Source organism: Nocardia sp. NBC_01730 (assembly GCF_035920445.1).
GTDB lineage: Bacteria > Actinomycetota > Actinomycetes > Mycobacteriales > Mycobacteriaceae > Nocardia.
In genome coordinates this window covers 5134608-5159094 of the sequence record NZ_CP109162.1, presented here as the reverse complement: position 1 = coordinate 5159094, position 24487 = coordinate 5134608, and the positions used below count along the sequence as shown (strand labels likewise).

Below are 24487 nucleotides of genomic sequence, written 5' to 3'. Positions count from 1 at the left end.
TGGGAAGGTTTCGGCGCATAGGCTGATGACAACAGCGGTTGATCCGGCTGAAGGGGACACATGGGTGTTGGGGGACGCATTTGCCGCGCATGCAGCGCGGCATTGCCGGTAGTAGACACCGGCAGCATCTGTGCGTCCTGTGCTCGCGCCGCTGGATTCAAGAAGTTACTGCCCGCCGACTTCTTCGACGTACCCGCGATCCGCAAAGCATTGGCCGACCATGACTTCGGCGTTGTGTTCGCTGCCGTCCGCGAGCAGACCGGCCTCTCACAACTGCAGTTGGGTGCGTTGCTCGACCTCACCCAGTCCCGGGTCTCTGCGGTAGAGCGGGGTGAACGTCGTCTGATCAGCGCCAAGCTGGTTGCCCGGATCTCCGATGCTCTCGGCATCCCGGCTTCGCTCCTCGGGTTCTACTCCGAGTCTCCGAGTAGCCTGGCCAGCGAGGAGGTGACGTGGATGGAACGTAGGGACTTCATCACCTTGGTAACCGCAGCAGCGCTCGGTTCCCACCTTCACCCGGAACTCGAACGGCTGGGCGGACTGCTTCCCGGACGGCTCGAGCCAGTTACCCGGCCGCACATCGGGTCCGGAGACGTCGATGCCATCGAGGCCATCACCGATGGCTTCCGGCGATGGGATCTGGCGCACGGTGGGGGGCTGTGCCGCACAGCGGCACTCACCCAGTTGCACCAGGTCCGCGCGCTCGAGGGCGCGGTATGCGCCTTCGACGTCCGCACGCGACTGTGGATCGCCACCGCCGAGCTGGCGAGTATGGCTGGATGGCTCGCCTACGACATCGAAGAACACGACTCGGCCCGCAAGCTGTGGACTTACGCTCTGCAGACGGCGTACTGCGGTGAAGACCACCCGCGTAGCACAGATCTGACGGTCAGCATTCTGCTGGACATCGCGCACCAGTCACTGCACTTGCGGCGGCCGCGGGAAGCACTGAAGTTCGCACAGCTGGCCTCGTCGACGGCGGTCAACCGAAAGCATTCGGTCAGTACGATCACCGCCGGATATATTGCGGCCGTGATGGGCTGGTGCTGGGCGTCGCTGAGCGAGATCGCAGCGACCGAGCGGGCGATCGGACAGTCGGAAGATCACTACACGTCCGCAGACCCTGACACGCTGCCGCCATGGGCATGGTTCGTGACATCCGCCGAAATCGCTGCACAACAAGGGCATTCGATGTATCTGCTATCGCTCTCGGAACCAGATTTCGCACCGACGGCGATCGAACGGCTGTCGATCGCGGTTAACGGCCATGCGATAGAACATGCGCGCAGCCGTGCTGTCGTCCTGCCCACCCTTGCCGGTGCGTGTCTACAGGCTGGTGATTTCAAATCAGCGGCCAGCTATGGCCGTGACGCGATCACGGCGATCACCGAACTGTCGTCTCAGCGTTGCTATGTACGGCTGCGCGACCTGGACGCCATCGCGGCACACCACGACAGCGACGCGTATGTCGCCGAGCTGCGTGACGGAATTCGGGCGGCCCTCGCGGCCACCTCGTGACACCGGACAGCGAGCTGCCGGGGCGCGAGGCGCTGCGGGCAGCGTGCAAGAAGTTCGGTGTCAACGACGAAGGCGCGCGGCTGCTGCACCACCGATCGAACGCGGTGTGGCTACTCCCTGAGCAAAACCTGGTCGCGCGTTTGGCACCCGACACCGCCTATCGGCGGGAACGTGCCGACACAGCGATCGCCGTCACGCGCTGGCTCGGGGATGCCGAGAAGCCGATTGCCCTGACTCCGCTCACCGGGCAGCAACCCGTGGTAACCAGCGACGCGATCGCGACGTTCTGGCCATATCGTCCTTCGAACGACCAACCCAGTCCAGCAGACCTCGGCGCGCTGGTACAGCGGCTACACGCCGTCACCGCGCCAGCGTTTTCGGTTCCGCATTATCAGCCGCTCCGGCGACTCTTCGAGGCTTTAGCGCTTGACGACGAACGAGCGGCGCCAGCACTTGCGGGTCCAGATCGGGCCTGGCTGCGGGAACGTGCCGACACAGTGGTTTCCGAGTTTTGCCGTACCCGATTCCCTTTGGGAGAAGGTCTGATTCACGTCGACGTCCACAGTGAGAACGCAGTCCAGGACCGCGGACAGTGGGTACTGATTGACTGGGACCAATGCTGCATTGGTCCCCGTGAGCTCGACCTGGTCAACGGCCTACCTGACCACTTCCACCAACCTGCGGGTGATCGTGAGCTGTTCGCAGCCGCCTATGGTTACGACCTACTCGGCTGGTCCGGCTGGACATTGCTACGCGACATCACTGAACTCCACTCCATGGCTTCCTATATCCGGCTCGCGCCGAGCAAGCCCGCCGCGGCGGTCGAGCTCCACCGTCGCTTCCATTCGCTGAAGACGGGTAATACCGCAACCATCTGGCACGCAATCTCATAGATTTCGGTCCCAAGAGCGCTCGCTCCGCTACGACATAGGCGCGCACGACGTGCTCGAACAACGAACTGAATCCAACTTGATCGGTGGTTTGGGTCGCTTGGATCAGCGCACCCGGCACCTCGATCGAGGGCAGGCTCACTGCCGGAAGTTCGCATACTTGAAACCCTTTGTGCTGCAGTGAAACCCATGAAGGATTGGTCGGGCTGTCAGTTGGTTCCGCCCGGACGAATCGCGCTGTACCAGTCGAGCAGGTCTGGGTTGTCGACTGCGCTGCGTTCGACGACGCGGGCCGGATCGGCGCCCTGGAATAGTTTCTTGATGGGCACTTCCAGTTTCTTGCCGGTGCGGGTGTGTGGGATGCCGGGGGCGAGGATGATCTCGTCCGGGACGTGGCGTGGGGACACTTCGGTTCGGATGGTGGTGTTGATCCGTGATTTCAGTTCGTCGGTGAGTTCGGTGCCGGGTGCGAGGACTACGAACAGTGGCATCCAGTATCCGCCGTCGGGTTGTTCGGCGCCGATCACCAGGGCTTCGGCGATTTCGGGTAGGCGTTCGACGGACTGGTAGATGTCGGCGCTGCCCATCCGGATGCCGTGCCGGTTGAGTGTGGAGTCGGAGCGGCCGTGCACGATCACGCTGTGCCGGTCGGTGATGGTGATCCAGTCGCCGTGCCGCCATATGCCGGGGTAGGTGTCGAAATATGCGTCGTGATAGCGCTTTCCGTCGTCGTCGCGCCAGAAGTGCACCGGCATGGATGGCATCGGTGCGGTGACGACGAGTTCGCCGACCTCGCCGCGGACCGGCTGCCCTGCGTCGTCGAAGGCGTCCAGTGCGACGCCGAGGTATGGTGCCGACAGTTCACCGGGCCATACCGGCACGGTGCGCACGCCACCGATGAAGGCGGACACCACGTCGGTGCCGCCGCTGATCGAGGACACCTGGACGTGGTCGCCGACGTTGGTGCCGAGCCACAGCGCCGAGGAGGTAGGCAGTGACGCACCGGTGATGCCGACCGTGCGCAGTGTGGACAGGTCGTGGTCGGCGCGCGGTACGGAGCCCGCCTTGATGCAGGCGAGCACGTAGCCGGGGCTGGTGCCGAGCACAGTGGCGCCGACCTCGGAGGCGATGCGCCACAACGCGTCCGGCGTCGGATAGGTGGGGCTGCCGTCGTAGCAGACGATGGTCGCGCCGACCAGCAGGCCCGCGATCTGGAAGTTCCACATCATCCAGCTCGGGCTGGTGTACCAGAAGAACGTGTCGTCCTGGCCGATATCCGATTGCAGGGCAACGGCTTTGAGGTGTTCGAGTACCACGCCGCCGTGCCCGTGCACGATTCCCTTGGGCAGTCCGGTGGTGCCGGAGGAGAACACGATCCACAGCGGGTGGTCGAAATCGACCGACTCCGTCGTGATCACCGCGGGTATCGCCTCGGCGTTGTCGACCGCCTCGTGCCACGGCATCGCCTCCGGCACGTCCAGCCCCAGCTGGGTGACCGCGACAGTGGCCTGTAGCGTGCCGAGCCCGGCCTGTAGCGCGGCGATGTCGGCACGCTTGTCGTGCGCCTTCCCGCCGAAGCGATAGCCGTCGGCGGTGATTAGGACGGTCGGTTCGAGCTGACCGAGCCGGTCCAGCGCCGCCTTCGGCGAATAGTCCTGCCCACAGGCGCTCCAGACGGCGCCGATGCTCGCGGTGGCCAGAAACGCGATGACCGCCTCGGGGATATTCGGCAGATATCCGGCCACCCGGTCGCCGGGTCGCACGCCGAGGGAGCGCAGGGTGCGGGCGAAGGTGGCGGTGCTGTCGATCAATTCGGCCCAGGACACTTCGCGAATCGGACCGCCCTCGCTGACCGCCTTGATCGCGGGTCGGTCGCTGTGCGCCTGACGGATCACCTGGTCCACGTAGTTCAGCCGGGTGTAGGGGAACCATCGCGCGCCGGGCATTTCGGCGTTCGCCAGCACCTCGCCCGCAACGTCGCCGAGCTCGAAATAGTCCCACAGTGCACGCCAGAACCCGGCGAGGTCTTCGACCGACCACTGCCACAGCGCGTGGTAGTCCGGCACCCGCACCCCGGTGCGCTTCGCGACGAACGCCGCGAAGTCGGTGATACGCGCCTGCGCGATATCTGCTTCGCTCGGCACCCATTGTGGTTGCATCGCAGTCCTCCTGGCTGTGCGAATTCGGTGATCAGGTGCGGTCGGCGCGCCGCGCGATCTGCTCGGCATGCCGCAGTACGGGGGCATCGACCATCCTGCCCTCGAAGGCGAAGACCCCGCGATGCTTCGGCACCTCGTCGAGTACCCGCCGAGCCCAGGCGATCTCGTCCTCGGACGGCGCGTATGCCGCTCGCAGCACCGGAACCTGGCTCGGATGGATCGCGACCTTGCCGTCGAAGCCGATCGCGACCGCGTCCAGCGCCTCGGACCGCAGGCCGTCCAGATCGCCGATATCCAGATATACCGAGTCCAGCGCGAACTTTCCGTACGCCTTGGCGGCGAGCAACGTCGCGGACCGGACGTGGCGGGCCACGTCCCGGTAGCTGCCATCCGCGTGCCTGCTGGTGTTGCCGCCGAGTCCGGCGATCAGATCCTCGGCGCCCCACATCACGCCGATCGCGTTGCGGGCCGTCACGGCCTGTCCGACCGAGAGCGCGCCGAGCGGCGACTCGATCAGCGCGATCACCTCGTGGCCGGGCAGCGCCGTAATCTGTTCGGCGGATTCAGATTTCGGCAGCATGATCCGGCGGTAGCCGGTCTCGGCCAGTGCCGCGAGATCGAGCGCGTGCTCCGCGGTGGCCGCGGCGTTGACGCGCACCACCGTGGTCTCGGGGTCCAGCGGCGTACCGATCAGTGCCTTGCGCGCCGCGACCTTGTCACCGGCGGCGACGCCGTCTTCCAGGTCGAGGATCACCATGTCGGCCGCCGCGGCGGCCTTCGCATACCGCTCCGGGCGATCGGCCGGGCAAAACAACCAGGCCGGACCGGCCATCTGCCAGCTCATGCTGAATCTTCTTCGGAATGCGCGGGCCCTGCGTGGTTGCGCGGGCTGCCGCCTCCGGGCCCGACGCTCCTGCCGGGCTCGGGGGCCTTGCGGACCAGCGTTTTGCGGACCGCGGTGGCCACGATGTCGCCGTGCTGGTTGCGTGCCGTGTGCGCGAACGTGACGATGCCTTCGCCGGGGCGGCTCTTCGATTCGCGTTTGTCGGTGACCACGGTTTCGGCGTACATGGTGTCGCCGTGGAACAGCGGCTTGGGGAACGCGATCTCGGAGAAGCCGAGGTTGGCGACGATGGTGCCCTGGGTGAGCTGCGCGACCGACAGCCCGATCAGGGTGGACAGCGTGAACATCGAGTTCACCAGCCGCTGGTTGAACGGGGGTAGCTGCTCACTGAACGCCGCGTCCAGGTGCAGCGCCTGCGTGTTCATGGTCAGCGTGGTGAACAGGACGTTGTCCGCCTCGGTGATGGTACGGCCGGGCCGGTGCTCGTAGACGACCTCCGTGTCGAACTCCTCGAACCACAGCCCACGCTGCACCACCGCGCGCCGCTGCGTCACAGGCTGCATCCTTTCGGCCTGGGCGGGCGCCCTGCGTGGTTACGCTCCGCTACCTCCTCCGGGCGCTGGCCGCTCAGGCCGAGCTCCCGCCCGATCAGCATCAACTGCACCTCCGTTGTGCCCTCGCCGATTTCCAGGATCTTGCTGTCCCGATAGTGCCTTGCGACCGCGTATTCATTCATGAAGCCGTACCCGCCGAAGATCTGCGTCGCGTCGCGGGAGTTGTCCATCGCGGCCTCGCTGGCCACCAGTTTGGCGATGGACGCCTGCTTCTTGAACGGCTTGCCTGCCAGCATCAGCGCCGACGCGTCATAGTAGGCAGTGCGGGCGGCGTGGGCCCGCGCCTCCATCCTGGCGATCGTGAAGGCAATAGCCTGATTGCGGCCGATCACCTGGCCGAACGCCTCGCGCTCCTTGGCATAGCGCACGCTCTCGTCCACGCAGCCCTGTGCGGCGCCTACCGCGAGCGCGGCGATGGCGATGCGGCCCTCGTCCAGGATGCGCAGGAAGTTGGCGTAGCCGCGGCCGCGCTCGCCGAGCAGATTCTCCTCGGGCACGCGCACGTCGGTGAAGCTGAGCGGATGGGTGTCCGATGCGTTCCATCCGACCTTGTTGTACGCGGGCTCGGCGACGAAACCGGGCGTGTCGGTGGGCACCAGGATGGTGGAGATCTCCTTCTTGCCGCCGGACTGCCCGGTCACCGCGGTCACCGTGACGAGCTCGGTGATGTCGGTGCCGGAATTGGTGATGAACTGCTTGCTGCCGTTGATGATCCACTCGCCGCTGTCGGCGACCGCCGTGGTCCTGGTGCCGCCCGCGTCGCTGCCCGCGCCCGGCTCGGTGAGCCCGAACGCGGCAAGGGTGCGGCCGCTGGTCAGCCGCGGCAGCCATTCCTGCTTCTGCTTGTCATTGCCGAACCGGTAGATCGGCATGGCGCCGAGGGAGACGCCCGCCTCCAGGGTGATGGCAACGCTCTGGTCGATCTTGCCGAGTTCCTCGAGTGCGAGGCACAGCGCGAAGTAGTCGCCGCCCATGCCGCCGTACTCCTCGGGGAACGGCAGGCCGAACAGCCCCATCTCGGCCATCTTGGCGACCACCTCGTAGGGAAAGGTGTGGTTCGCGTCGTGCTCGGCGGCCACGGGAGCGACCACTGACCGTGCGAAGTCGCGCACTGTCAGTGCGAGATCGCGGTACTCCTCCGGCAGCGTGCCGGTGGACAGGAAGTCGGTCATCGGGGGATTCCTTCGTGCTCGGCGGATTGCGGTTCGGGGTACGCGCCGACGACCCGCGCCAGCACTTGGTCGAGGCGCACCTGAGCGCCGGGCTCGACCAGCAGTTCGACGGTTCCGGCGACCGGCGCGGTGAGCGAGTGCTCCATCTTCATCGCCTCCACGATGACCACAGGCGCGCCTGCGGCCACCGTGGCGCCCGCGGCGACCGGTACCGCGATCACCGAACCGGGCATCGGGCTGCGGATCTCGGCGTCGCCGACGTGTTCGTCGCCGCCGCGCACGTCGACCTCGGCGACCTCGCGCAGCACGGCGACGCCGGACGGTCCGGCCACCCACAGGTGGCCGTCCTGCTCAGCGACGCGGTATTCGCGCCGGAGGCCATGCCTGGTGAGCGTGAGCACACCGGTGTACGACTCGGCGCGGCCGGTGAATGTCGCTGTGAGCGAGGATATTTCGCCGTCACCGATGCGCACCGTTCCGTCGTCGGGTGTGCCGGACAGGTAGACGTGCTCGACCCGATCGCCACCCGCGAGCCGGATCGGCGTTGGCGCGGCGGCCCCGATCCGCCACCCGGAGGGGACGTCCCATGGGCTGCCCTGCGTCTTGGGCCAGCGCCGCAGCCAGTGGCAGCTGGCGGCGGCGACGAACTCGTCGTCGCCGACGGTGGCGGGATGGAAGTCGGCAACCCGCCGGTCCAGCAGGCCGGTGTCCAGCCGTCCTTCGGCGACGTCGGGGTCGGCCAGCAGGAAGCGCAGGAACTCGATGTTGCTGGTCACGCCGAGCAACACTGTGTCGGCCAGCGCCCGATCGAGTGTCGCGAGCGCGGCGGTCCGGTCTTCGGCGTGCGCGATCACCTTGGACAGCATCGGGTCGTAGTCGCTGCCGACCAGTGTGCCGACCCGCAAGCCCGAATCGACCCGCACCCCTCGGCCTTCCGGCTCGGCCAGGTCGAGCACCGTGCCGCCGGTGGGCAGGAATCCGCGTCCTGGATCCTCGGCGTAGACCCTGGCCTCGATCGCGTGGCCGACCATGCGAATGTCGTCCTGCGCCACCGCGAGCTTCTGCCCTGACGCGACGCGGACCTGGCATTCCACCAGATCGACGCCGGTGACCAGCTCGGTCACCGGGTGCTCGACCTGCAGGCGGGTGTTCATCTCCATGAAGAAGAACTCGTCGGGCCGTTCGGCGGAGACGATGAACTCCACGGTGCCCGCGCCGACGTAGTCCACGCTGCGCGCGGTGTTGCAGGCGGCGGCGCCGATCCTGGCTCTGGTGTCCGCGTCGAGCAGTGTCGAGGGGGCCTCCTCGATCACCTTCTGGTGGCGGCGCTGCAGGCTGCATTCGCGCTCGCCCAGGTGCACTACGTTGCCGAACTGGTCGGCGAGGATCTGCACCTCGATATGCCGGGGCCGACTGACGAAGCGCTCCAGAAACAGCGTGTCGTCACCGAACGCTGCCGCGGCCTCGCGCCGTGCGCTGACCAGCGCGTCCGGCAGCCGGTCCGGGTCGTCCACCCGGCGCATTCCTTTGCCGCCGCCGCCGGCGGAGGGCTTGACCAGCACCGGATACCCGACCTCGGCGGCCGCGGCGATCAGCTCGTCGTCGGTCAGCCCTGGCTTCGCGATGCCGGGCACCACGGGGACGCCGAACGAGGCGACAGTGTTCTTCGCGGCGATCTTGTCGCCCATCACCTCGATCGCCCGCGTGGGCGGGCCGAGGAAGACGATGCCCGCCTCGGCCAGCGCGGCGGCGAAAGCGGCGTTCTCGGAAAGGAATCCGTAGCCGGGATGTACCGCCTGCGCACCGGTCCGCACGGCGGCCGCAACCACCTTGTCGATGGCGAGGTAGCTCGCCCTCGCCGGCGCAGGGCCCAAGCGCACCGCGGTGTCGGCCTCGTGGACGTGCCTGGCGTCGGCGTCGGCGTCGCTGTAGACGGCTACCGACCGGATACCCATGGCACGCAGCGTGCGGATCACGCGCACCGCGATCTCGCCGCGGTTGGCGACGAGCACGGTGTCGAATTCGACCGGAACGGATTTGTTCAGCATCGCGATCACATCCGGAAGACGCCGTAGGAAACGGGTTCGAGCGGTGCCTGCGCACACACCGAAAGGGCAAGTCCGAGCACGGTTCTGGTGTCGGCGGGGTCGATCACACCGTCGTCCCAGAGGCGGGCGGTCGAGTAGTAGGGGTTGCCCTGATTCTCGTACTGCTCCCGGATCGGGGCCTTGAACGCTTCCTCGGCTGCGCCTGATCCCTCCCTACTTCCACCCGGGCGGGACCAGGGCTGTCCGCTGCTGTCGAGCTGATCACCGCGCACTGTCGACAGGACAGAGGCGGCCTGCTCGCCGCCCATCACCGAGATCCTGGCGTTGGGCCACATCCACAGGAAACGTGGCGAATACGCGCGCCCGCACATCGAGTAATTGCCCGCGCCGTAGGAACCGCCGATCACCACGGTCAGCTTCGGTACCCGCGCGCAGGCCACGGCGGTGACCATCTTGGCGCCGTGCTTCGCGATGCCGCCCGCTTCGTAGTCGCGGCCGACCATGAACCCGGTGATGTTCTGTAGGAACAGCAGCGGGATCTTTCGCTTGTCGCACAGCTCGATGAAATGCGCGCCTTTCATAGCGGATTCGCTGAACAGCACGCCGTTGTTGGCGACGATGCCCACTGGATGGCCGTGGATGCGCGCGAAGCCGGTGACCAGGGTCTTGCCGTATTCGGCCTTGAACTCGTGGAAACCGCTCTCGTCGTGGCCACTTCCGTCGACCAAGCGGAGGATGACCTCGCGCACGTCATAGGGCGTGCGAAGGTCGACCGGAACCACGTCGTACAGCTCGGATTCCGGCGCGGCGGCCGCTGCGGTGGGCAGCACCTCCCACGGACTCGGCGGTCGCGGCCCGAGCGTGGCCACGATACGGCGCACGATGCGCAGCGCATCCTGATCGTTCTCGGCCAGATGGTCGGTGACACCCGATGTGCGCGAGTGCAATTCGCCGCCGCCCAGCTCCTCGGCGGTGACCACCTCGCCGGTCGCCGCCTTCACCAGCGGCGGGCCGCCGAGGAAGATGGTGCCCTGATTGCGCACGATCACGGCCTCGTCGCTCATCGCGGGTACGTAGGCGCCACCGGCGGTGCACGAGCCGAGCACCGCGGCGATCTGCGGAATACCGGCGGCGCTCATGGTCGCCTGGTTGAAGAAGATGCGCCCGAAATGCTCCCGATCGGGAAACACCTCGTCTTGGTGCGGCAGGTACGCGCCCCCGGAATCGACCAGGTACAGGCAGGGTAGCTGGTTCTGTAGCGCGATCTCCTGCGCGCGCAGATGCTTCTTCACCGTCATGGGGTAGTAGGTGCCGCCCTTGACCGTGGCGTCGTTGGCCACGATCACGCATTCGCGGCCGGACACTCGCCCGATCCCCGTGATGATCCCGGCGCCAGGGGACTCGTCGCCGTACATCCCGGTCGCGGCCAGCGGGGAGAGTTCGAGGAACGGGCTGCCCGGGTCGAGCAGTTGGTCCACTCGCTGCCTTGGCAGCAGCTTGCCCCGCGCGACGTGGCGATCGCGCGCCTTCGCGGGCCCGCCGAGCGCCGCGGCGGCCAGCCGGGCGCGCAGGTCGTCGACCAGCGTCGCGTGCGCGGCGCGGAGCTCGGCGGCCTCTTCGGTAACGGTCATCACGCCATCCTGTCGTCCAGTTAGTCGCCGATAACTGGAATTCAGGTTAGTCTTGGTTAACCGAGATGTCCAGATCGGGCGAAAGGAGTGCGTGTGACCAGCGCCGACCCCGTCGCGCTCACTCGTCGCGAGCAGTTGAAAGCGCAGCGCCGTGTGCAATTGCTCGAGGCAGGAGCCCGGCTCATCGCCGACCGCGGCTTCCTCGGCATGCGCCTCGACGACCTCGGCGCCGCCGTCGGAATCAGCGGCCCGGCCGTCTATCGGCACTTCCCGAACAAGGAGGCGCTGCTGGTCGAATTGCTCGTCGGAGTCAGTCAGCGGCTGCTCGCAGGCGGCAAGGCGGTGGTCGCGGCGACCACTGCCGCGGCGGACGCGCTGGCCGGGCTGGTCGACCACCACCTGGACTTCGCGCTCGGCGAGCCGGAGCTGATCCGCATCCAGGACCGTGACCTGGACAACGTGCCGGCGGCCGCCCGCCGCGAGATCCGCCGCACCCAGCGTCAGTACGTGGAGATCTGGGTCGCGGTGCTGCGCGAGCTGCACCAAGACCTACCCGAGGAGACGGCGCGGGTGCAGGCCCACGCCGCGTTCGGCTTGATCAACTCCACCCCGCACAGCGCGACCATGGCGACCGCCGTCCGTGCCCGCCCGGTGCTGCGCAGCATGGCGCTGGCCGCACTCGGTTGAGCGCACCCTCATCGCGCGCTCCAACCGCCGTCCATCGTGTAGGAGGCGCCGGTGACCATGCCCGCGCGCGGCGACGCGAGCCAGCCAACCAGTGCCGCGACCTCCTCCGGATCGACGAGGCGCTTGATCGCGCTCTCGGTGAGCAGGATCTTCTCCAGCACCTCCTGCTCGGCGATGCCGTGCGCTGCGGCCTGGTCGGCGATCTGCTTGTCCACCAACGGCGTTCGGACGTAGCCGGGATTGACGCAGTTGCTCGTCACGCCGTGGTGTCCACCTTCCAGCGCGGTCACTTTCGACAGCCCCTCGAGCCCGTGCTTGGCCGTCACGTAGGCGACCTTGTACTCCGAGGCCCGCAGGCCGTGCACCGAGGAGATGTTGACGATCCGGCCGAAGCCCTGCCGATACATGTGCGGCAGGGCCGCGCGTACCAGCAGGAACGGCGCCTCGACCATCAGCGCGAGCAATTCGCGGAACCGGCGCGGCGCGAAGTCCTGGATCGGGCTGATGTGCTGCACCCCGGCGTTGTTCACCAGGATGTCGGTCTCCAGCTCCAGCGATTCCAGCGCATCGACGTCGAGAAGGTCCACCGCCCAGGATTTTCCGCCCAGCTCGCGGGCCACGGCTTCGGCGCCGCCATCGTCGATGTCGGCGACGGTGACGTGGGCGCCGCGTGCCGCCAGCTCCCGTGCGCATGCTGCGCCTATGCCGCTCGCGCCGCCGGTGACCAGGGCCGAACGCCCGTCGAGGTCGCTCATCGCATCGGCACCGTTGCGGGGTGCGCGCCGAGGCTTTCGGCGTCCGCGAGGTCGACGCTTTCCAAGGTCAGTCCTTTCGTTTCCTTGGCCACGAGCACCGCTATCGCGGTGATCGCGGCCGCGCCCGCCAGGTACCAGGCGATCGGCACCGCGGAGTGGTAGGTGTTGAGCAGCCGGACAGCGATGATCGGGGCCAGCGACCCGGCCACGATCGAGGTGACCTGATAGCCCAAGGACACGCCGGAATAGCGCATCCGCGTGGGGAACATCTCCGCCATGATCGCGGGCTGCCCCGCGTACATCAGGGCGTGGAAGACCAGGCCGATGATGATCGCGGACAGGATGATCACGTTGTGGCCGCTGTCCATCATCGGAAAGGCGAAGAAGCCCCAGGTGCCCGCGGTCAGCGCCCCGACGAAGTAGACCGGTCGTCTGCCGAAGCGGTCGGACATCTTGCCCGCGAGCGGGACCATCGCGAAGTGCACCGCGTGCGCGGCGAGCAGCCACCACAGGATCACCTTGGTATCGACGTGCACCTGCACCTTCAGGTAGGTGATGGTGAAGGTGACCACCAGGTAGTACATGACGTTCTCGCCGAAACGCAGCCCCATGGCTGTGAGCACGCCGCGCGGATAGCGGCGCAGTACCTCGACGACGCTGAGCGAGGTCGCCTTGATCTGCTCGGCTTCCCGCTGTGCGGCGACGAAAATGGGCGCGTCGGTGATCTTCGTGCGGATGTAGTAGCCGACCAGCACCACCACCGCGGACAGCCAGAACGCCACCCGCCAGCCCCAGCTGAGGAACGCGGCGTCCGAGAGCGTCGAAGTGAGCACGAGCAGAACCATCGTCGCCAGCAGGTTGCCTGCGGGCACGCCCGCCTGCGGCCAGCTCGCCCAGAAGCCCCGGCTTCGGCTCGGACTGTGTTCGGCGACCAACAGGACCGCGCCGCCCCATTCCCCGCCGACCGCGAAACCCTGGATGAAGCGCAGCAAGACCAGCAGCGCGGGCGCCCAGTAACCGATCTGCGCGTAGGTCGGCAGACAGCCCATCAGAAACGTCGCCGCGCCCACCAGCACCAGGCTGAACTGCAGCAGCTTCTTGCGGCCGTACTTGTCGCCGAAGTGCCCGAAGACGACGCCGCCCAGTGGGCGCGCGGCGAAACCGACGGCGTAGGTCACGAAGGCGGCCAGGATGGCGTCCAGATCGCTGGTGTCCTTCGCGAAGAACACCTTGCTGAACACGAGCGTGGCGGCGGTGCCGTAGAGAAAGAACTCATACCATTCGACGACCGTGCCCGCCATCGACGCGGCCACCACCCGCTTCAGGCCGTTCGTCGTCCCGCCGGGGTCCTCGCCCCTCGGAAATCCCGCGTTCTGCCCGCGGCCTTCGGCGCTCCTCATCGAACTCTCCTTCGTGCCGGGGGCCACACATCGGGTCGTGATGTGACGGCCCCCACAATCTCTGGCTGAACAGAGTATTCGTGCAGATGAATTACGCCGCAATGACCAGTAATGCAGTGCGCATCTGCAAAGATGCAGGTATGCGTCCGGTCTCCGCTGGCCGTCCCAGCGCGGATGACCTTCTCGTACTCCTGGCGGTCGGGCGTTCCGGCCGATTCGTCACCGCCGCAGAAGAACTCGGCATCAACCACACGACGATCTCGCGGCGCATAGCGGCGCTGGAGCAGACCCTCGGTGGCCGGGTGCTCACCCGGGTAACCGGTGGCTGGGAACTGACCGATCTCGGCAAGGAGGCGCTGGCCGCGGCCGAAGCGGTGGAGTCGGCCGTGAAGTCCCTTGCCGCCGACGCGGGTGGCAACCGGCTGCTGGAGGGGGTGGTCCGGATCTCGGCGACCGACGGCTTCAGTGCCTACATCGCCGCGCCCGCTGCCGCCGAGGTGCAGCGGCGGCATCCGAAGATCGCGGTCGAGATCGTGGCGACGACCAGGCGCGCGTCGCAACAGCGGTCGGGGCTGGACCTCGAGGTGGTGGTCGGTGAGCCGCAGGTGCATCGCGCCACCGCCGCGCGACTGGCCGACTACTCCCTCGGCCTCTACGGCTCGCGCGAATACCTGCGCGAACACGGCATCCCGGCAACGATCGACAACCTGGCCGAGCACCCGCTGGTGTACTTCATCGATTCCATGCTCCAGGTCGACGACCTCGACCTCGCCTCCAGCTTCGTACCCGCGATGCGCGGATCCGTCACCTCCACCAATGTTTTCGTGCACGTGGAGGCGACCCGCGCGTCCGCCGGACTCGGCCTGCTGCCTTGCTTCATGGCCGACAGGCACCCGGACCTCGTCCGTGTACTCGCCGACTCGGTAACGGTCACCCTCGGATACTGGCTGGTCGCGCGGGAGGAAACCCTCCGCCGCCCCGAGGTATCCGCCGTCGTGAACGCCATCCGCGCCGTGGTCACGGACCTACGCCCCGCCCTCCTCGGCCGCAACGGCTGACGCGGATTCGAGACCTGCGCCGCCTCGCTCGGCCGGTGCCGCATGACGTCACGGGAGGCCCGATTGCTGCATCGATTGTGATCAAGGACACATCATGCGGAGCGGCGGGCGCGTGCAGCTGCCGCACAGCAATCTCGCAGGAAATGTGCAGCAACGTTCCGAGTGTGAGGTTCTCGAGGTTTGCCAGTACCGCTCTGCCGGAGTCGAAATCTCAAAGCATACAACCCGACTGACTTATCCGCATTTCTCATGGTGGGGAACATTTGCCAGGTGTGGGAAGTCGCATACTTATCTGCATGAGGTACGAACCGAGGCTCGTGGGCCACTGTAACTAGTCGATCGAACAGATTCTTCTCCGCCGTGCTGCCGGGTGTTGGCGGGACGTAACTCTGTCTTAATTTCCGGCGTCATATTCGAGTTCGGTGATCCGACTTCAGTGATCCGATTTCAGGCGGAGGTGCCTGTGCAGCCACACGTGACCGTGATCGATCGAGTACGCGGCGTCGGCGTTCCGTATGCCGAGTGTATCGACCACGATACCACTCTTACTACCTACCTATGCCCGATCGGTGCACTCGGCATACCTACTCGCGTGACGTCCGCGGTCACGGTCCTCGGGGACATGAATCTCGTGCACGCTGCGGTGCGCGATCCGGCAGCCCGATTCGGCGCACCGCAGCGCATTGTCCCAGTTCACGAGCTTATGCCGGCCGCCGGGATGCGCGTCGAGTTCGACATCCCTTGTGCTCGACCAGAGTATTTCATGTGGTTTCGAGATAAATCATCGATGGCCGACGCAATCGCTGCACAGAATGTTTCCTCACCCGAATTTCGTGATGCTCCCGATAAACGATCGGTCACGGAATTCGCCGCGAATCACAGGTTCCCGATAATCGTCGAACCGAGACTCGGCGGCGGTAGTCGAGACGTCGTGAACCCGGATTCCGCAGCAGTGGATGTCCGGCACGCTCACGCCCCGTACCGCTATTCTATCCCGCAAGTCGGGTCGGTGATCACCGAGAAATTCGGCTATGCCGAAATCCGTGCGGCATTCCGTTTCCGAGGAAGCTCGAGTGTGCAAGTGCTGGAATTTATACAGCGCACCGTGGAAAGGTTCCGGATGGTCTGCGCAGCGCTCGATTCGCCCGCCGGCGTGGCCGGCGCCTGATCTGGTCGGACTTCTCTCGTGTCTCGTTTTTTTCCCGCCCCGCCGTCGCCCGCCCCGCAGCGCATATCGACGCTGATCACAGTGGCGGCCGCGGTGTGCAGCGGAATCTATTCAGCCACTGTGGTCCTCTACTTCACCAGGATTGTGCGAATTTCGCCGATGCGCATAGGTGTGGGACTCGGCGTCGCGGTCGCCGCCTCCGTTATTGCCGGCGTGCTGATCGGCAAACTATCGGATCGGCGCGGTCCGCTGCGCGGCAGCGTGCTCGTCGTGACCGTCGGATTTCTCGTGGTCGACGGATTTCCGATGTACCTCGTCGTCTCGGCCGTGGCCGCCGCGCAGTTGTCGACCACGGCGATCATCCCGCAGGTCGTCTCCAGCCGGGTCGGTGAGTTCCGGGCATATATCCGTTCGGTGCTGAATGTCGATATCGCCGTCGGTATCGGTATTGCCGCGGCGCCTGGGCCGAATCGACCCGTCATAAGTATGTGTTCGCCCCGGCGCAGTGAAGCCGGGAAGCGAATTCCACTGCGAAGAATCCCACCTCGCAGCGGGATTCGCTTCGGATACTTGCACGAAAGGAAACCACGATCCACATGGAACCAACGATCGATGTTCGCCTGACCGAAGCGGACCTGCGAGACGCGCTGTGCACGGACGTCCTGCTCGGGTTGTCGGGGCGACGGAAATGGCTGCCCTCCAAGTGGTTCTACGATGCGCAGGGCAGCAAACTGTTCGAGGCGATCACCGAACTGCCCGAGTACTACCCGACACGGACCGAGCGTGCGCTGCTGCGCGCCAGCGCGGACGAAATCGCGATCGCGGCGTCCGGTGCCGTGGAGCTGGTCGAACTCGGCTCCGGTTCGTCGGAGAAGACCCGTCTGCTGCTGAGTTCGCTGAGCGAGCGCGGATCGTTGCGATCATATGTCCCACTGGATGTCTCCGAATCCGCCTTGCGGGCCGCAGTGGGATGGATCAACGAAGAATTCCCGCGGTTGGAGATCCACGGAGTCGTCGGTGATTTCACGAGCGGACTGGATTCCCTCCCGCGTCGTGGCGGACGGATCATCGTGCTGCTCGGCGGCACTCTCGGCAATCTGAGACCGGCGGAGCGGGCCGAGTTCTTCGGGGGCATGTACGACGTCCTCGAGCCAGGGGAACAGCTGATGCTGGGCGTGGGGCTGGTGACCGATCCGGCCGTCATGGTGCCCGCCTACGACGATGCGGCCGGCGTGACCGCCGAGTTCAACCGAAACATCCTGCAGGTGGTGAACAACCGTCTCGGTGCGGACTTCGAACCCGACCGGTTCGCGCACGTTGCGGTGTGGGACGCCGACAACGAGTGGATCGAGATGCGGCTGGAGGCGACGGCCGACATGACGGTCACCGTCGCAGACCTGGATCTCGTGATCGAATTCGCCGCCGGTGAGCAGCTGCGCACCGAGATCTCGGCGAAGTTCCGGTTGACGCCGTTCCACGACGAACTCGCGGCGGCCGGTTTCCAGGCGCAGCGATCTTGGACGGATCCCGCCGATCGTTTCGCTGTGGTGCTCGCAAGAAGATGAACGAGCGAACAAAAGTCACAGGCGAGCAGTTGCTCGTGCCGGTGACGAGCCGTAGCGGAGTACCGGTATGAGTGACGTCATTGCGGCGACCGGGGCGGTGCCTGCCGAGCGGCCCCGGTTGCGGTCGAGCGCAGGGCGGCGGATCGTCGCGGCGACCGTGCTCGGTTCGGCGGTGGTGTCGTTCGATGCCACGGTGGTCAATATCGCGGCGCCACACATCGGTTCGGATCTCGGCGCCGATATGGTGGACCTGCAGTGGGTGGTGAGCGGCTATACCCTCGCCTTGGCGTCACTGATCCTGGTGGGTGGGGCGTTGGGCGACCGGTTCGGTCGTCGCGCAGTGTTCATCTGGGGCAGTGTGGGCTTTGCGCTGGCGTCGGCCTGGTGCGGTGCCGCGTCCGATGTTGCGATGCTGGTGACGGCGCGGGTGGTGCAGGGGGTCGCGGGTGCGCTGATCACCCCCGGCAGTCTGGCGCTGATCTCGGCGTCGATAGATCCGCGCGATCAGGGTGCGGCGATCGGAATGTGGTCGGGTCTGGGGGGAGTGGCGGGCGCGATCGGGCCGATCGCCGGCGGGTGGCTGGTGGAGCTGGCGGGGTGGCGCTCGGTGTTCCTGATCAATGTTCCGCTGGCGGTAGCAGTGGCGGTGATCTCGGTGCGATGTGTTCCGGAATCCCGGGATCCGCATGCGCCCCCGCGGCCGGATGTGCTCGGAACCGCGGCAATCGTCACCGGTTTGGGGATGCTGACCTACGGGTTGATCGCGGCGCGGGTATGGATGGAGCTGGTCGGTGTGGCACTGCTGGCCGTGTTCGTGCTCGTGCAGATCCGCAGCCGTCATCCGCTGGTGCCGCCTGCGCTGTTCGGTTCGCGCGTATTCACCACGGTCAATCTGGTGACGTTTCCGGTGTATGCCGCCCTGGGGTGCGTGTTGTTCCTGCTGCTGCTCCAGTTGCAGGTCGTCGCGGGGTATTCACCCCTCGCGGCAGGGGCGGCGACGATGCCGATCACCGCGATCATGTTGGTGTCGTCGACCTGGGTGGGACAGTGGGCGCAGCGGCACGGCGCGCGCGTGCCGATGACGATCGGGCTGCTGCTGGCCGCCGCGGGATCGGTCCTGCTGGCCCAGATCGGTACGCACGCTTCCTATTCGACCGCGGTGCTGCCCGGTGTCGTGCTATTCGGTGCGGGTATGGCCGTGTTCGTGGCTCCGCTGACCGAATCCGTATTCGCCGCGGTGCCAACCGAAGAAGCCGGGATCGCCTCCGGCGTCAACAACGCGGTCGCCCGCATAGCCCAGTTGCTCGCCATAGCCGCCATCCCCAGCCTGGTGGGAATCTCCCGCGCGCCCCTCACCGACGCCATAGCCTTCGGTGCCGGCTACCGCGCGGCCATGTGGATCTGTATCGGCATGTTCGCTGCGGGCGCGGTCCTCGCCGCAGTACTGATGCCGCGGCCGCGGAACATCGGCGGTCAAAACATCATGGCCGCGATCGCGCGTCGCGCGACCCGGTAACCGAACCCGCGTGCACACTCGCCGAGCAACAATCCGGACGGAGTGGCACCTGACCTGAGGCAACGTTCGACCGAGAACAGCCTCGATGATGTGCCACTCGTCGGGATCCATCGCGAGCCTCGTACTACGGGGCGATGGTTTTGCGGGCGGGTTCTTTGTGAGCCTGACGGTAGCGGTGACCGACGAAGCCCATGCAACGGCGGCGAAGGCAGCGTGTGCGTCGATCGAGTTGTCTGGTGGGTGGTCGGCTCGGCGATTGGGTGTTCGCATAGGGGGTACGGCTAGTGCAGGAGCCAACGGCGGGTGGGAAGTCCAGTGGTGGTGTGGCAGGCGATGGCTGCCAGCAGCGGTTGGGTGATCCGCGACATGCACAGTTGGTGTGCAGGCGGACTGCCGGGGGCGACCTAGGGTGAACGGATGGTCTCTCTCTCGGATCCCGAAGTGCGCGAGTTCCTCACCCATGGCACTCGAACGGGCAAGGTGGCGTTCGTGGCGGCCGACGGTAGGCCGATGGTCACGCCGGTCTGGTTCATCCTCGACGGTGACGCGGTGGTCTTCAATACCGGCAAGTCGACCGTCAAGGGCAAGGCGTTCGCTCGCGACGCGCGCATCGCGGTGTGCGTCGACCTGGACGAGCCGCCGTACTCATCGATCCAGTTGCAAGGGACCGTGACGCTCTCCGAGGACCCGGACGAACTGGTGCGCACCGCCACCGAGATCGGCGGACGCTACATGGGCGCGGACCGGGCGGAGGAGTTCGGCAAACGAAACGGCGTGCCAGGCGAACTCGTCGTCCGGCTCAGGCCCTCGAAGGTGATCGCACACTTCGACGCGACGGCCTGACTTCTCGGTTCGGGCGTCACTCCCGGGGGAGCAGCGTACCCAGCGGTCCGAGGTCGATATTGAGATCCTCGGGGGTCAGCCCGAAGTGGTTCCGCAACTCCTCCATTCGCTCCTCGAGCAGCATCAGGGTGGTGCCGATCCGCTCGATCTGCGCGTCGCTCAGGTCGCCCTCATCCACCCGCCGCAAGGCCTGCCGCTCCATCAGCTGCCGGAGCAACTCCACCAGGGTGAGCACGAGCGTCACGAGCCCGCGCTCGACGGATTCCGGATTCGAGTCGATATGTGGGGGGATGCCGTCGAATTCAGTCATCTCTGCGCGGCTCCAGGGCAACGCGCGGTGCGGCGGACTCGAGTGGCTCGGCGGAAAGGGGGGTGATGGAGGAGATGAGGGCCCGCAGCGAGATCTGCACCATGTCGACATCCGCGACGGAGAGCCTGATGTCGCCCGAGATGACGACCCCGCCCGCCAGCACCCGGTCCAGTAGGTCGATGAGGGCGATCCGGCGCTCCCCGTCGGCTTGCCTCATAGGGGCTCCTGTTCCACGCCCGCGAACGAATACGGCGGCCACGGACCGGTGAGCTCGAGCCGGATACCGGGGTATTCCTTCCCGAGTTCCCCGACTGTCGAGACGAACTCGTCGGTGCGCTCGTCGTCCACGAGGTATGTGCCGTTGAGCACCATCCAGTCCTGCCTGCCGCTCAACGCGGGATCCGTCGCGGCCTGACGCCGGCCGGCGGCGGCATGCCGTACCAGGTGCTCATGGATCTCGTCGGCGCGCGTCGCGGCGTCGCGTTCGACGGTCTCCTGCGCGGACAGCTGGGCTTTGCGACGGAGCAGATACGCCGTTCCTGCGCCCCTGTTACTGCTCGTCGACTTGGCCTCGGCCACCACGGCGGTGAGGGCGGCGCGGTCGCCGTAGGCTTTGACGCCCCACTCCGTGCGGTCGGTCACCAGGGTGAGCGCCGACTCGAAGTCCGCCCGCCGCTCGTCGAGCAGACCCCGGACTCTGTCGTCGTCGAGATAGACGGTGGCCAGGCGCAGCGGGACAGCCGGGCCCCGTCGCGCGACAGCGGAGACGACGGTGTCATGCGCCCGGGCAGTCGCCTCCAGCCAGGTCAGATCTTCCAGATTGCGTCGCAGTGGTTCCTTCCCGAAAACCTCGAGCGGGACCGTGCCGACGACCGCCGCCAGGCTGTTCGAGACCACAACGCGCACCGCCTCACCCGCCACCCCGGTCACGTTGCCCAGCTCGTCCGCGGCGCCGCCGTCGACCGTCACCGCGTACAGCCAGATCCCGACACCATCAGTCACGGTCCTCCTCTTCCACCGGTTGGCGGGCGCGTTCGATGGGTGTGTGGCGGGCGCGTCCGGCTTCGAGTTCGGCGATCCGGTCGCGGAGTTCGCGGTTCTCGACTTCGAGGTCCCGACCCTGCCGCTCGAGCGTGCGGGCCTTGCTGTTGAGCCAGGGATCGGTTTCCCACCAGTCGATGCCCACCGCCTTCGCCGTCTCCAGCGAGGCGATCACCAACCGCAGTTTGATGGTGAGCAGTTCGATGTCGAGCAGGTTCACCTGGATGTCGCCGGCGATCACCAAGCCCTTGTCGAGAACCCGTTCGAGGATGTCGCCCAGGTTCGTCGACTGGTGCCCGCCCCCGTAGGGCTGCGGCACCGACGATCCGCCCCCGACCACGGTCATGTCTGATTCCTTCCGCCGATGTCACTGCTGCCGCGGTTGTAGCGCTTGGTTCTGCGGTAGGCCAACAGGTTCCCGTCCAGGTCGATCTCCACCTCGTAGAGCGCCATCATGTCCGCCGACGAGGGGATGCGGCGGTCCTCGAGTACTTCGACTTCCACCGCCCACCCCTGGTCCGTCGGCTCCACGGAGGTAGCCCCCTGAGCTTCCTTCGAGGTCAGCTCGATGAGGTGGTCGATCGCCGCGATGCCGGCCTGCGCCGCGGTCAGGGGAGCAGGTTCGGGCTCGTGCGTGGTTTTGCCGCTCACGCGGGATCACTCCTTCCCTTCGGGCGGTACCGTGCCGGCGGACGGCCGGACCATCCGGTCGAGGACCGCCTGCTGCGCAGCCCTGTGTTCCTCCTCCGACAGGTGCCCCGCTGCCAATGCCTCGTCGATCTCCTCCAGGTCCCGCCGAGCGATCGCCGGATCGTGGAGTTGCTGCTCGACCTGGTCCTGGATCACTTCACCCAGCCAGATCACGCCACGGACCGGGGCGAACGGCAATGAGAGAATCGATGAAAGCAGGCCCATCCGTCAGCCCGCCGGTTCCCGCTTCATCACGAAGTCGTAGGCCGCCATCGGGCCTAGCAGACTTATTTCCACGCGGCCGTCCCATTCCTCGGCGAGGCGTCCCAAAGCCTCCTCGAGTTCGCCCTGCCGAGACATTTCGATGAGGACCGCGACGTGGACGGCGTCTTCCTCGTGGGTGGGGTTCCGCTCGCTGACAAGGGGTTCGAGTGCGTCGAGCGCGGCGGTGACCCGGCGGGTGTCCTCGGCTCGCTTGGCCTCGATCGCCTGGTTGATGATCTCGCCCAGCGCCATGCGGGCATCACGGGTGGCGTCTTCCGGTTTGTCGCGGATTTCCTCCCGCAGCCGGGCGGCCTCGGAGTTCTCGTCCACCAGCTCACGCAGGATCGCCTTCTCGACGTAGCGTCCCTTGATCACGAACTGCGCGTGGCCCTCGAGTTCCTCCAACGCGGCACGGAACTCGTCGAGGTGAGCTTCGAGCAGCTCTTTCTCGACCGAGTCCGTATCGGACATCACCGCTCCGAACCGCAGCGGCAGTACCGGCGTGACAGCCGCGGAACCGTCCAATAATCTCGCGTGCGCCGTGAGGTCGTCGGGCGTGCCGAGTGGCCGATCGACCGAAATCTCGCTGACCAGCGCGGCGATCTCGCCATGGCGCACCGTCGAGACGTCGCTCGGCGGATCTCCGACACCGGATGCGTGCTCTTCGGGCTGCACATCGGCCGGCACGATGCCGTACACGTACACTGCGTTGCTCTGACCGCGTTCGCGGTGCGGTGCGGTGGCTTGCTCGGTGGGCATCATCTCTCCCTTCGTTTCGATGACCGACTCGCCGTCTGGCGCTTGTCCTCCACGTCGTCGAGGAAGTTCATGACCTTCTCGCCCGCGGCCTCGATAGCGCCTTTGGTCTTGTGCTTCGCGCCGCCCTCGGTGATGTCGCCGACCAGGTCAGGTAGGCCCTTCGGTTCGGTGTCGGAAATCTCCAGCCGGTTGACTGCCTCGGCGAACCGCAGATAGGTGTCGACGCTGGCCACTACGACCCGGGCGTCGATGGTCAACAATTCGATGCCGACCAGAGACACTCGCGCGAACGCGTCGATGACCAATCCCTTGTCGAGAATCGTGTCGATGACTTCGGCCAGGCCCGAGGAGTTCGGGCGGGCCACAGTGCCGGCGCCTCCTCCTCGGCCTGCGGGTTCGATGGTCATGTTCGTCCTCCTCGCTCGTCCCCCGATCGGGGTGTGGTGGTGTGCCGGGCCGCGGGTCGACGACGGGGCGATTCGGCCTCCTCCTCGGCCGATTCCTCCTCTTCGGGGGCTTCGTCCTCGAGTTCTCGGTCTTCGTCCTCCGGCTCCTCATCTTCGGCACGGTCCTGCTCTTCGCGACGGGCGGTCTCGTCGTCCTTGACGACTTGCTTGTCGCGGATCTCGCCGTGCCAGCCCTCGATGTCGTCCGGGTGCAGCAGGCTCTCGGTCATGACGTGCCGCTGGAAATGCTTCAATTCCAGGCGGGCTCGGCGGCCGACCGCACGCCAGAGGTTGGCGGTCTTTTCGAAGAATCCGCCAGGGTGGTATTCGAGCACCATGATGACGCGGGTCAGATCGGGGGTGAGTTCGTGAAAGGTCACCGCGCCGTCGATATAGCCCTTTGCGCCCTTCGAGCGCCACACGATGCGCTCGAACGGCACCTGCTCGAGGACCGTGGACTCCCAGGTCCGTCGAGACCAGAACACCTTGCCGGTCCACGCGAGCTTCTCGTCGGTGGCCTGTTCGACCTGCTCGACCTTCTTCATGAACTTCGGGAAGTCGGCGAACTGGGTCCACTGGTCGTAGGTGAGCCGGATCGGTGCGCCGACGTCGATCTGCTCGACGATATTCGTCAGCTTGAGCTTCTTGCCGCCGGAGCCCTTACCCTTCCCGCCGACAAGGGATTCCTTTACGCCTTGGAACGTTTTCTTGGCTGTGTGCTTGATCCCAGCCATTCCAGCGCTCATGGCCGCCTGCATCGGCGATTTCCCCTCGGCGAGCTTCTCGACTCCGGTCACCGCCGACAGTAGATTCCCACCATCGCCTTCCGCGTACTGGTTCAGGCGCTCGGCCGTCCCGGACATGGTGTCCGAGAATCCGGCTAGCGCACGCCCGGCCAGGGTTCCGGCCAGGTCCTGTAGCGATTGCTGCAGGTGCCCGGTGGGGCTGACATCCTGGACCTTCCGCTGAGCGGTTCCGGCCGCGCCGGTAGCCGTCTTGCCGACCCGGCTCGCGGTGCCGGTAGCGGTCTTGCCCACCTGGCTCGCGGTGCCGGTAGCGGTCTTGCCCACCTTGCCGGGGATGTCTTCGAGAGATTTCCGCACCATCGG

The 24487-nt window shown here is 66.5% G+C and carries 25 protein-coding genes and 1 pseudogene; 9 read left to right on the top strand and 17 right to left on the bottom strand.

All coding sequences use genetic code 11. The features are described 5' to 3' along the window. The first annotated feature begins 102 nt into the window (after positions 1 to 102). Together OHB12_RS21080 and OHB12_RS21075 are read left to right on the top strand one after the other, a co-directional pair. Complete coding sequence (locus tag OHB12_RS21080; protein WP_327110305.1) at positions 103 to 1518, top strand: helix-turn-helix domain-containing protein; 1416 nt, start codon at positions 103 to 105, stop codon at positions 1516 to 1518. Next, entirely contained in the window at positions 1515 to 2411 is an 897-nt protein-coding gene (locus OHB12_RS21075) for a phosphotransferase (protein WP_327110304.1), read from the top strand. The genes OHB12_RS21080 and OHB12_RS21075 overlap by 4 nt, the downstream gene beginning before the upstream one ends. A 206-nt stretch (positions 2412 to 2617) precedes the next feature. Here the strand turns inward: OHB12_RS21075 and OHB12_RS21070 are convergent, their stop codons facing one another. The 6 genes and pseudogenes from OHB12_RS21070 to OHB12_RS21045 form a co-directional block, all read right to left on the bottom strand. Then, a complete protein-coding gene (locus OHB12_RS21070) occupies positions 2618 to 4567 on the bottom strand; it encodes an acetoacetate--CoA ligase (protein ID WP_327110303.1) in 1950 nt (649 codons plus the stop codon). Positions 4568 to 4598: 31 nt separating this feature from the next. Continuing rightward, positions 4599 to 5411 (bottom strand): HpcH/HpaI aldolase/citrate lyase family protein, encoded by an 813-nt coding sequence (locus OHB12_RS21065; RefSeq protein WP_327110302.1) that lies wholly within the window; start codon positions 5409 to 5411, stop codon positions 4599 to 4601. Beyond that, complete coding sequence (locus OHB12_RS21060) at positions 5408 to 5965, bottom strand: MaoC family dehydratase (protein ID WP_327110301.1); 558 nt, start codon at positions 5963 to 5965, stop codon at positions 5408 to 5410. Before OHB12_RS21060 ends, OHB12_RS21065 begins: the two co-directional genes overlap by 4 nt. 74 nt (positions 5966 to 6039) lie before the next feature. Then, a pseudogene (locus tag OHB12_RS21055) lies at positions 6040 to 7197 on the bottom strand (acyl-CoA dehydrogenase family protein); the annotation flags it as partial. Further along, the gene (locus OHB12_RS21050) at positions 7194 to 9245 is read right to left on the bottom strand and encodes an acetyl/propionyl/methylcrotonyl-CoA carboxylase subunit alpha (protein WP_327110300.1); all 2052 of its coding nucleotides are present in this window, start codon (positions 9243 to 9245) and stop codon (positions 7194 to 7196) included. The gene OHB12_RS21050 and the pseudogene OHB12_RS21055, both read right to left, overlap by 4 nt. Before the next feature lie 5 nt (positions 9246 to 9250). Then, positions 9251 to 10876, bottom strand: coding sequence for a carboxyl transferase domain-containing protein (locus tag OHB12_RS21045; RefSeq protein WP_327110299.1), 1626 nt, complete (start codon positions 10874 to 10876; stop codon positions 9251 to 9253). A gap of 93 nt (positions 10877 to 10969) precedes the next feature. Between OHB12_RS21045 and OHB12_RS21040 the strand changes: the two genes are divergently transcribed. Beyond that, on the top strand, positions 10970 to 11563 hold the full coding sequence (locus OHB12_RS21040; RefSeq protein WP_327110298.1) for an SACE_7040 family transcriptional regulator: 594 nt from the start codon (positions 10970 to 10972) through the stop codon (positions 11561 to 11563). Positions 11564 to 11571: 8 nt separating this feature from the next. Here the strand turns inward: OHB12_RS21040 and OHB12_RS21035 are convergent, their stop codons facing one another. After that, positions 11572 to 12318, bottom strand: coding sequence for a 3-hydroxybutyrate dehydrogenase (locus OHB12_RS21035; protein ID WP_327110297.1), 747 nt, complete (start codon positions 12316 to 12318; stop codon positions 11572 to 11574). Beyond that, positions 12315 to 13718 carry an MFS transporter gene (locus OHB12_RS21030; protein WP_327110296.1) on the bottom strand — a complete coding sequence of 468 codons (1404 nt, stop codon included), beginning with the start codon at positions 13716 to 13718 and terminating at the stop codon, positions 12315 to 12317. The genes OHB12_RS21035 and OHB12_RS21030 overlap by 4 nt, the downstream gene beginning before the upstream one ends. 101 nt (positions 13719 to 13819) lie before the next feature. On the opposite strand from OHB12_RS21030, the gene OHB12_RS21025 reads away from it, so the two are divergent. The 6 genes from OHB12_RS21025 (at position 13820) to OHB12_RS21000 (ending at position 19868) form a co-directional block, all read left to right on the top strand. Beyond that, positions 13820 to 14776, top strand: a complete 957-nt coding sequence (locus OHB12_RS21025) for a LysR family transcriptional regulator (protein WP_442799827.1) — start codon at positions 13820 to 13822, stop codon at positions 14774 to 14776. Positions 14777 to 15251: 475 nt separating this feature from the next. Beyond that, the gene (locus OHB12_RS21020; protein WP_327110294.1) at positions 15252 to 15944 is read left to right on the top strand and encodes a hypothetical protein; all 693 of its coding nucleotides are present in this window, start codon (positions 15252 to 15254) and stop codon (positions 15942 to 15944) included. An 18-nt stretch (positions 15945 to 15962) separates the two neighbouring features. Beyond that, positions 15963 to 16568, top strand: a complete 606-nt coding sequence (locus tag OHB12_RS21015) for a hypothetical protein (RefSeq protein WP_327110293.1) — start codon at positions 15963 to 15965, stop codon at positions 16566 to 16568. Next, positions 16535 to 17509 carry an L-histidine N(alpha)-methyltransferase gene (egtD, locus tag OHB12_RS21010; RefSeq protein WP_327121307.1) on the top strand — a complete coding sequence of 325 codons (975 nt, stop codon included), beginning with the start codon at positions 16535 to 16537 and terminating at the stop codon, positions 17507 to 17509. The genes OHB12_RS21015 and egtD overlap by 34 nt, the downstream gene beginning before the upstream one ends. Positions 17510 to 17576: 67 nt before the next feature. Beyond that, the gene (locus OHB12_RS21005) at positions 17577 to 19025 is read left to right on the top strand and encodes an MFS transporter (RefSeq protein ID WP_327110292.1); all 1449 of its coding nucleotides are present in this window, start codon (positions 17577 to 17579) and stop codon (positions 19023 to 19025) included. Positions 19026 to 19442: 417 nt separating this feature from the next. Further along, entirely contained in the window at positions 19443 to 19868 is a 426-nt protein-coding gene (locus OHB12_RS21000; protein WP_327110291.1) for a PPOX class F420-dependent oxidoreductase, read from the top strand. 16 nt (positions 19869 to 19884) lie between these two features. Here the strand turns inward: OHB12_RS21000 and OHB12_RS20995 are convergent, their stop codons facing one another. The 9 genes from OHB12_RS20995 to OHB12_RS20955 are packed head-to-tail and all read right to left on the bottom strand — an operon-like array spanning position 19885 to position 24481. Continuing rightward, positions 19885 to 20178, bottom strand: coding sequence for a gas vesicle protein K (locus tag OHB12_RS20995; protein WP_327110290.1), 294 nt, complete (start codon positions 20176 to 20178; stop codon positions 19885 to 19887). Further along, positions 20171 to 20395, bottom strand: coding sequence for a gas vesicle protein (locus OHB12_RS20990; protein WP_327110289.1), 225 nt, complete (start codon positions 20393 to 20395; stop codon positions 20171 to 20173). The genes OHB12_RS20995 and OHB12_RS20990 overlap by 8 nt, the downstream gene beginning before the upstream one ends. Next, entirely contained in the window at positions 20392 to 21180 is a 789-nt protein-coding gene (locus tag OHB12_RS20985) for a GvpL/GvpF family gas vesicle protein (protein ID WP_327110288.1), read from the bottom strand. Before OHB12_RS20985 ends, OHB12_RS20990 begins: the two co-directional genes overlap by 4 nt. After that, entirely contained in the window at positions 21173 to 21565 is a 393-nt protein-coding gene (locus OHB12_RS20980) for a gas vesicle protein (protein ID WP_327110287.1), read from the bottom strand. Before OHB12_RS20980 ends, OHB12_RS20985 begins: the two co-directional genes overlap by 8 nt. Next, positions 21562 to 21870, bottom strand: coding sequence for a gas vesicle protein GvpO (locus OHB12_RS20975; protein WP_327110286.1), 309 nt, complete (start codon positions 21868 to 21870; stop codon positions 21562 to 21564). The genes OHB12_RS20980 and OHB12_RS20975 overlap by 4 nt, the downstream gene beginning before the upstream one ends. A gap of 6 nt (positions 21871 to 21876) precedes the next feature. Further along, on the bottom strand, positions 21877 to 22134 hold the full coding sequence (locus OHB12_RS20970; protein WP_327110285.1) for a gas vesicle protein GvpG: 258 nt from the start codon (positions 22132 to 22134) through the stop codon (positions 21877 to 21879). 3 nt (positions 22135 to 22137) lie between these two features. Further along, positions 22138 to 22932: a GvpL/GvpF family gas vesicle protein gene (locus OHB12_RS20965; protein WP_327121305.1), complete on the bottom strand. Its 795-nt coding sequence runs from the start codon at positions 22930 to 22932 to the stop codon at positions 22138 to 22140. Continuing rightward, positions 22932 to 23339, bottom strand: a complete 408-nt coding sequence (gvpJ, locus tag OHB12_RS20960) for a gas vesicle protein GvpJ (RefSeq protein WP_327110284.1) — start codon at positions 23337 to 23339, stop codon at positions 22932 to 22934. The genes OHB12_RS20965 and gvpJ overlap by 1 nt, the downstream gene beginning before the upstream one ends. After that, entirely contained in the window at positions 23336 to 24481 is a 1146-nt protein-coding gene (locus OHB12_RS20955) for an SRPBCC family protein (RefSeq protein WP_327121303.1), read from the bottom strand. The genes gvpJ and OHB12_RS20955 overlap by 4 nt, the downstream gene beginning before the upstream one ends. Positions 24482 to 24487 lie beyond the last annotated feature (6 nt).

Bases quoted from the DNA above. Each gene is read 5' to 3' on its own strand.
- OHB12_RS21070 (WP_327110303.1), bottom strand. From the start codon at position 4,567: ATGCAACCACAATGGGTGCCGAGCGAAGCAGATATCGCGCAGGCGCGT.
- OHB12_RS21065 (WP_327110302.1), bottom strand. From the start codon at position 5,411: ATGAGCTGGCAGATGGCCGGTCCGGCCTGGTTGTTTTGCCCGGCCGAT.
- OHB12_RS21050 (WP_327110300.1), bottom strand. From the start codon at position 9,245: ATGCTGAACAAATCCGTTCCGGTCGAATTCGACACCGTGCTCGTCGCC.
- OHB12_RS21045 (WP_327110299.1), bottom strand. From the start codon at position 10,876: ATGACCGTTACCGAAGAGGCCGCCGAGCTCCGCGCCGCGCACGCGACG.
- OHB12_RS21035 (WP_327110297.1), bottom strand. From the start codon at position 12,318: ATGAGCGACCTCGACGGGCGTTCGGCCCTGGTCACCGGCGGCGCGAGC.
- OHB12_RS21030 (WP_327110296.1), bottom strand. From the start codon at position 13,718: ATGAGGAGCGCCGAAGGCCGCGGGCAGAACGCGGGATTTCCGAGGGGC.
- OHB12_RS21025 (WP_442799827.1), top strand. From the start codon at position 13,820: ATGACCAGTAATGCAGTGCGCATCTGCAAAGATGCAGGTATGCGTCCG.
- OHB12_RS21005 (WP_327110292.1), top strand. From the start codon at position 17,577: ATGAGTGACGTCATTGCGGCGACCGGGGCGGTGCCTGCCGAGCGGCCC.
- OHB12_RS21000 (WP_327110291.1), top strand. From the start codon at position 19,443: ATGGTCTCTCTCTCGGATCCCGAAGTGCGCGAGTTCCTCACCCATGGC.
- OHB12_RS20995 (WP_327110290.1), bottom strand. From the start codon at position 20,178: ATGACTGAATTCGACGGCATCCCCCCACATATCGACTCGAATCCGGAA.
- OHB12_RS20990 (WP_327110289.1), bottom strand. From the start codon at position 20,395: ATGAGGCAAGCCGACGGGGAGCGCCGGATCGCCCTCATCGACCTACTG.
- OHB12_RS20980 (WP_327110287.1), bottom strand. From the start codon at position 21,565: ATGACCGTGGTCGGGGGCGGATCGTCGGTGCCGCAGCCCTACGGGGGC.
- OHB12_RS20970 (WP_327110285.1), bottom strand. From the start codon at position 22,134: ATGGGCCTGCTTTCATCGATTCTCTCATTGCCGTTCGCCCCGGTCCGT.
- OHB12_RS20965 (WP_327121305.1), bottom strand. From the start codon at position 22,932: ATGCCCACCGAGCAAGCCACCGCACCGCACCGCGAACGCGGTCAGAGC.
- gvpJ (WP_327110284.1), bottom strand. From the start codon at position 23,339: ATGACCATCGAACCCGCAGGCCGAGGAGGAGGCGCCGGCACTGTGGCC.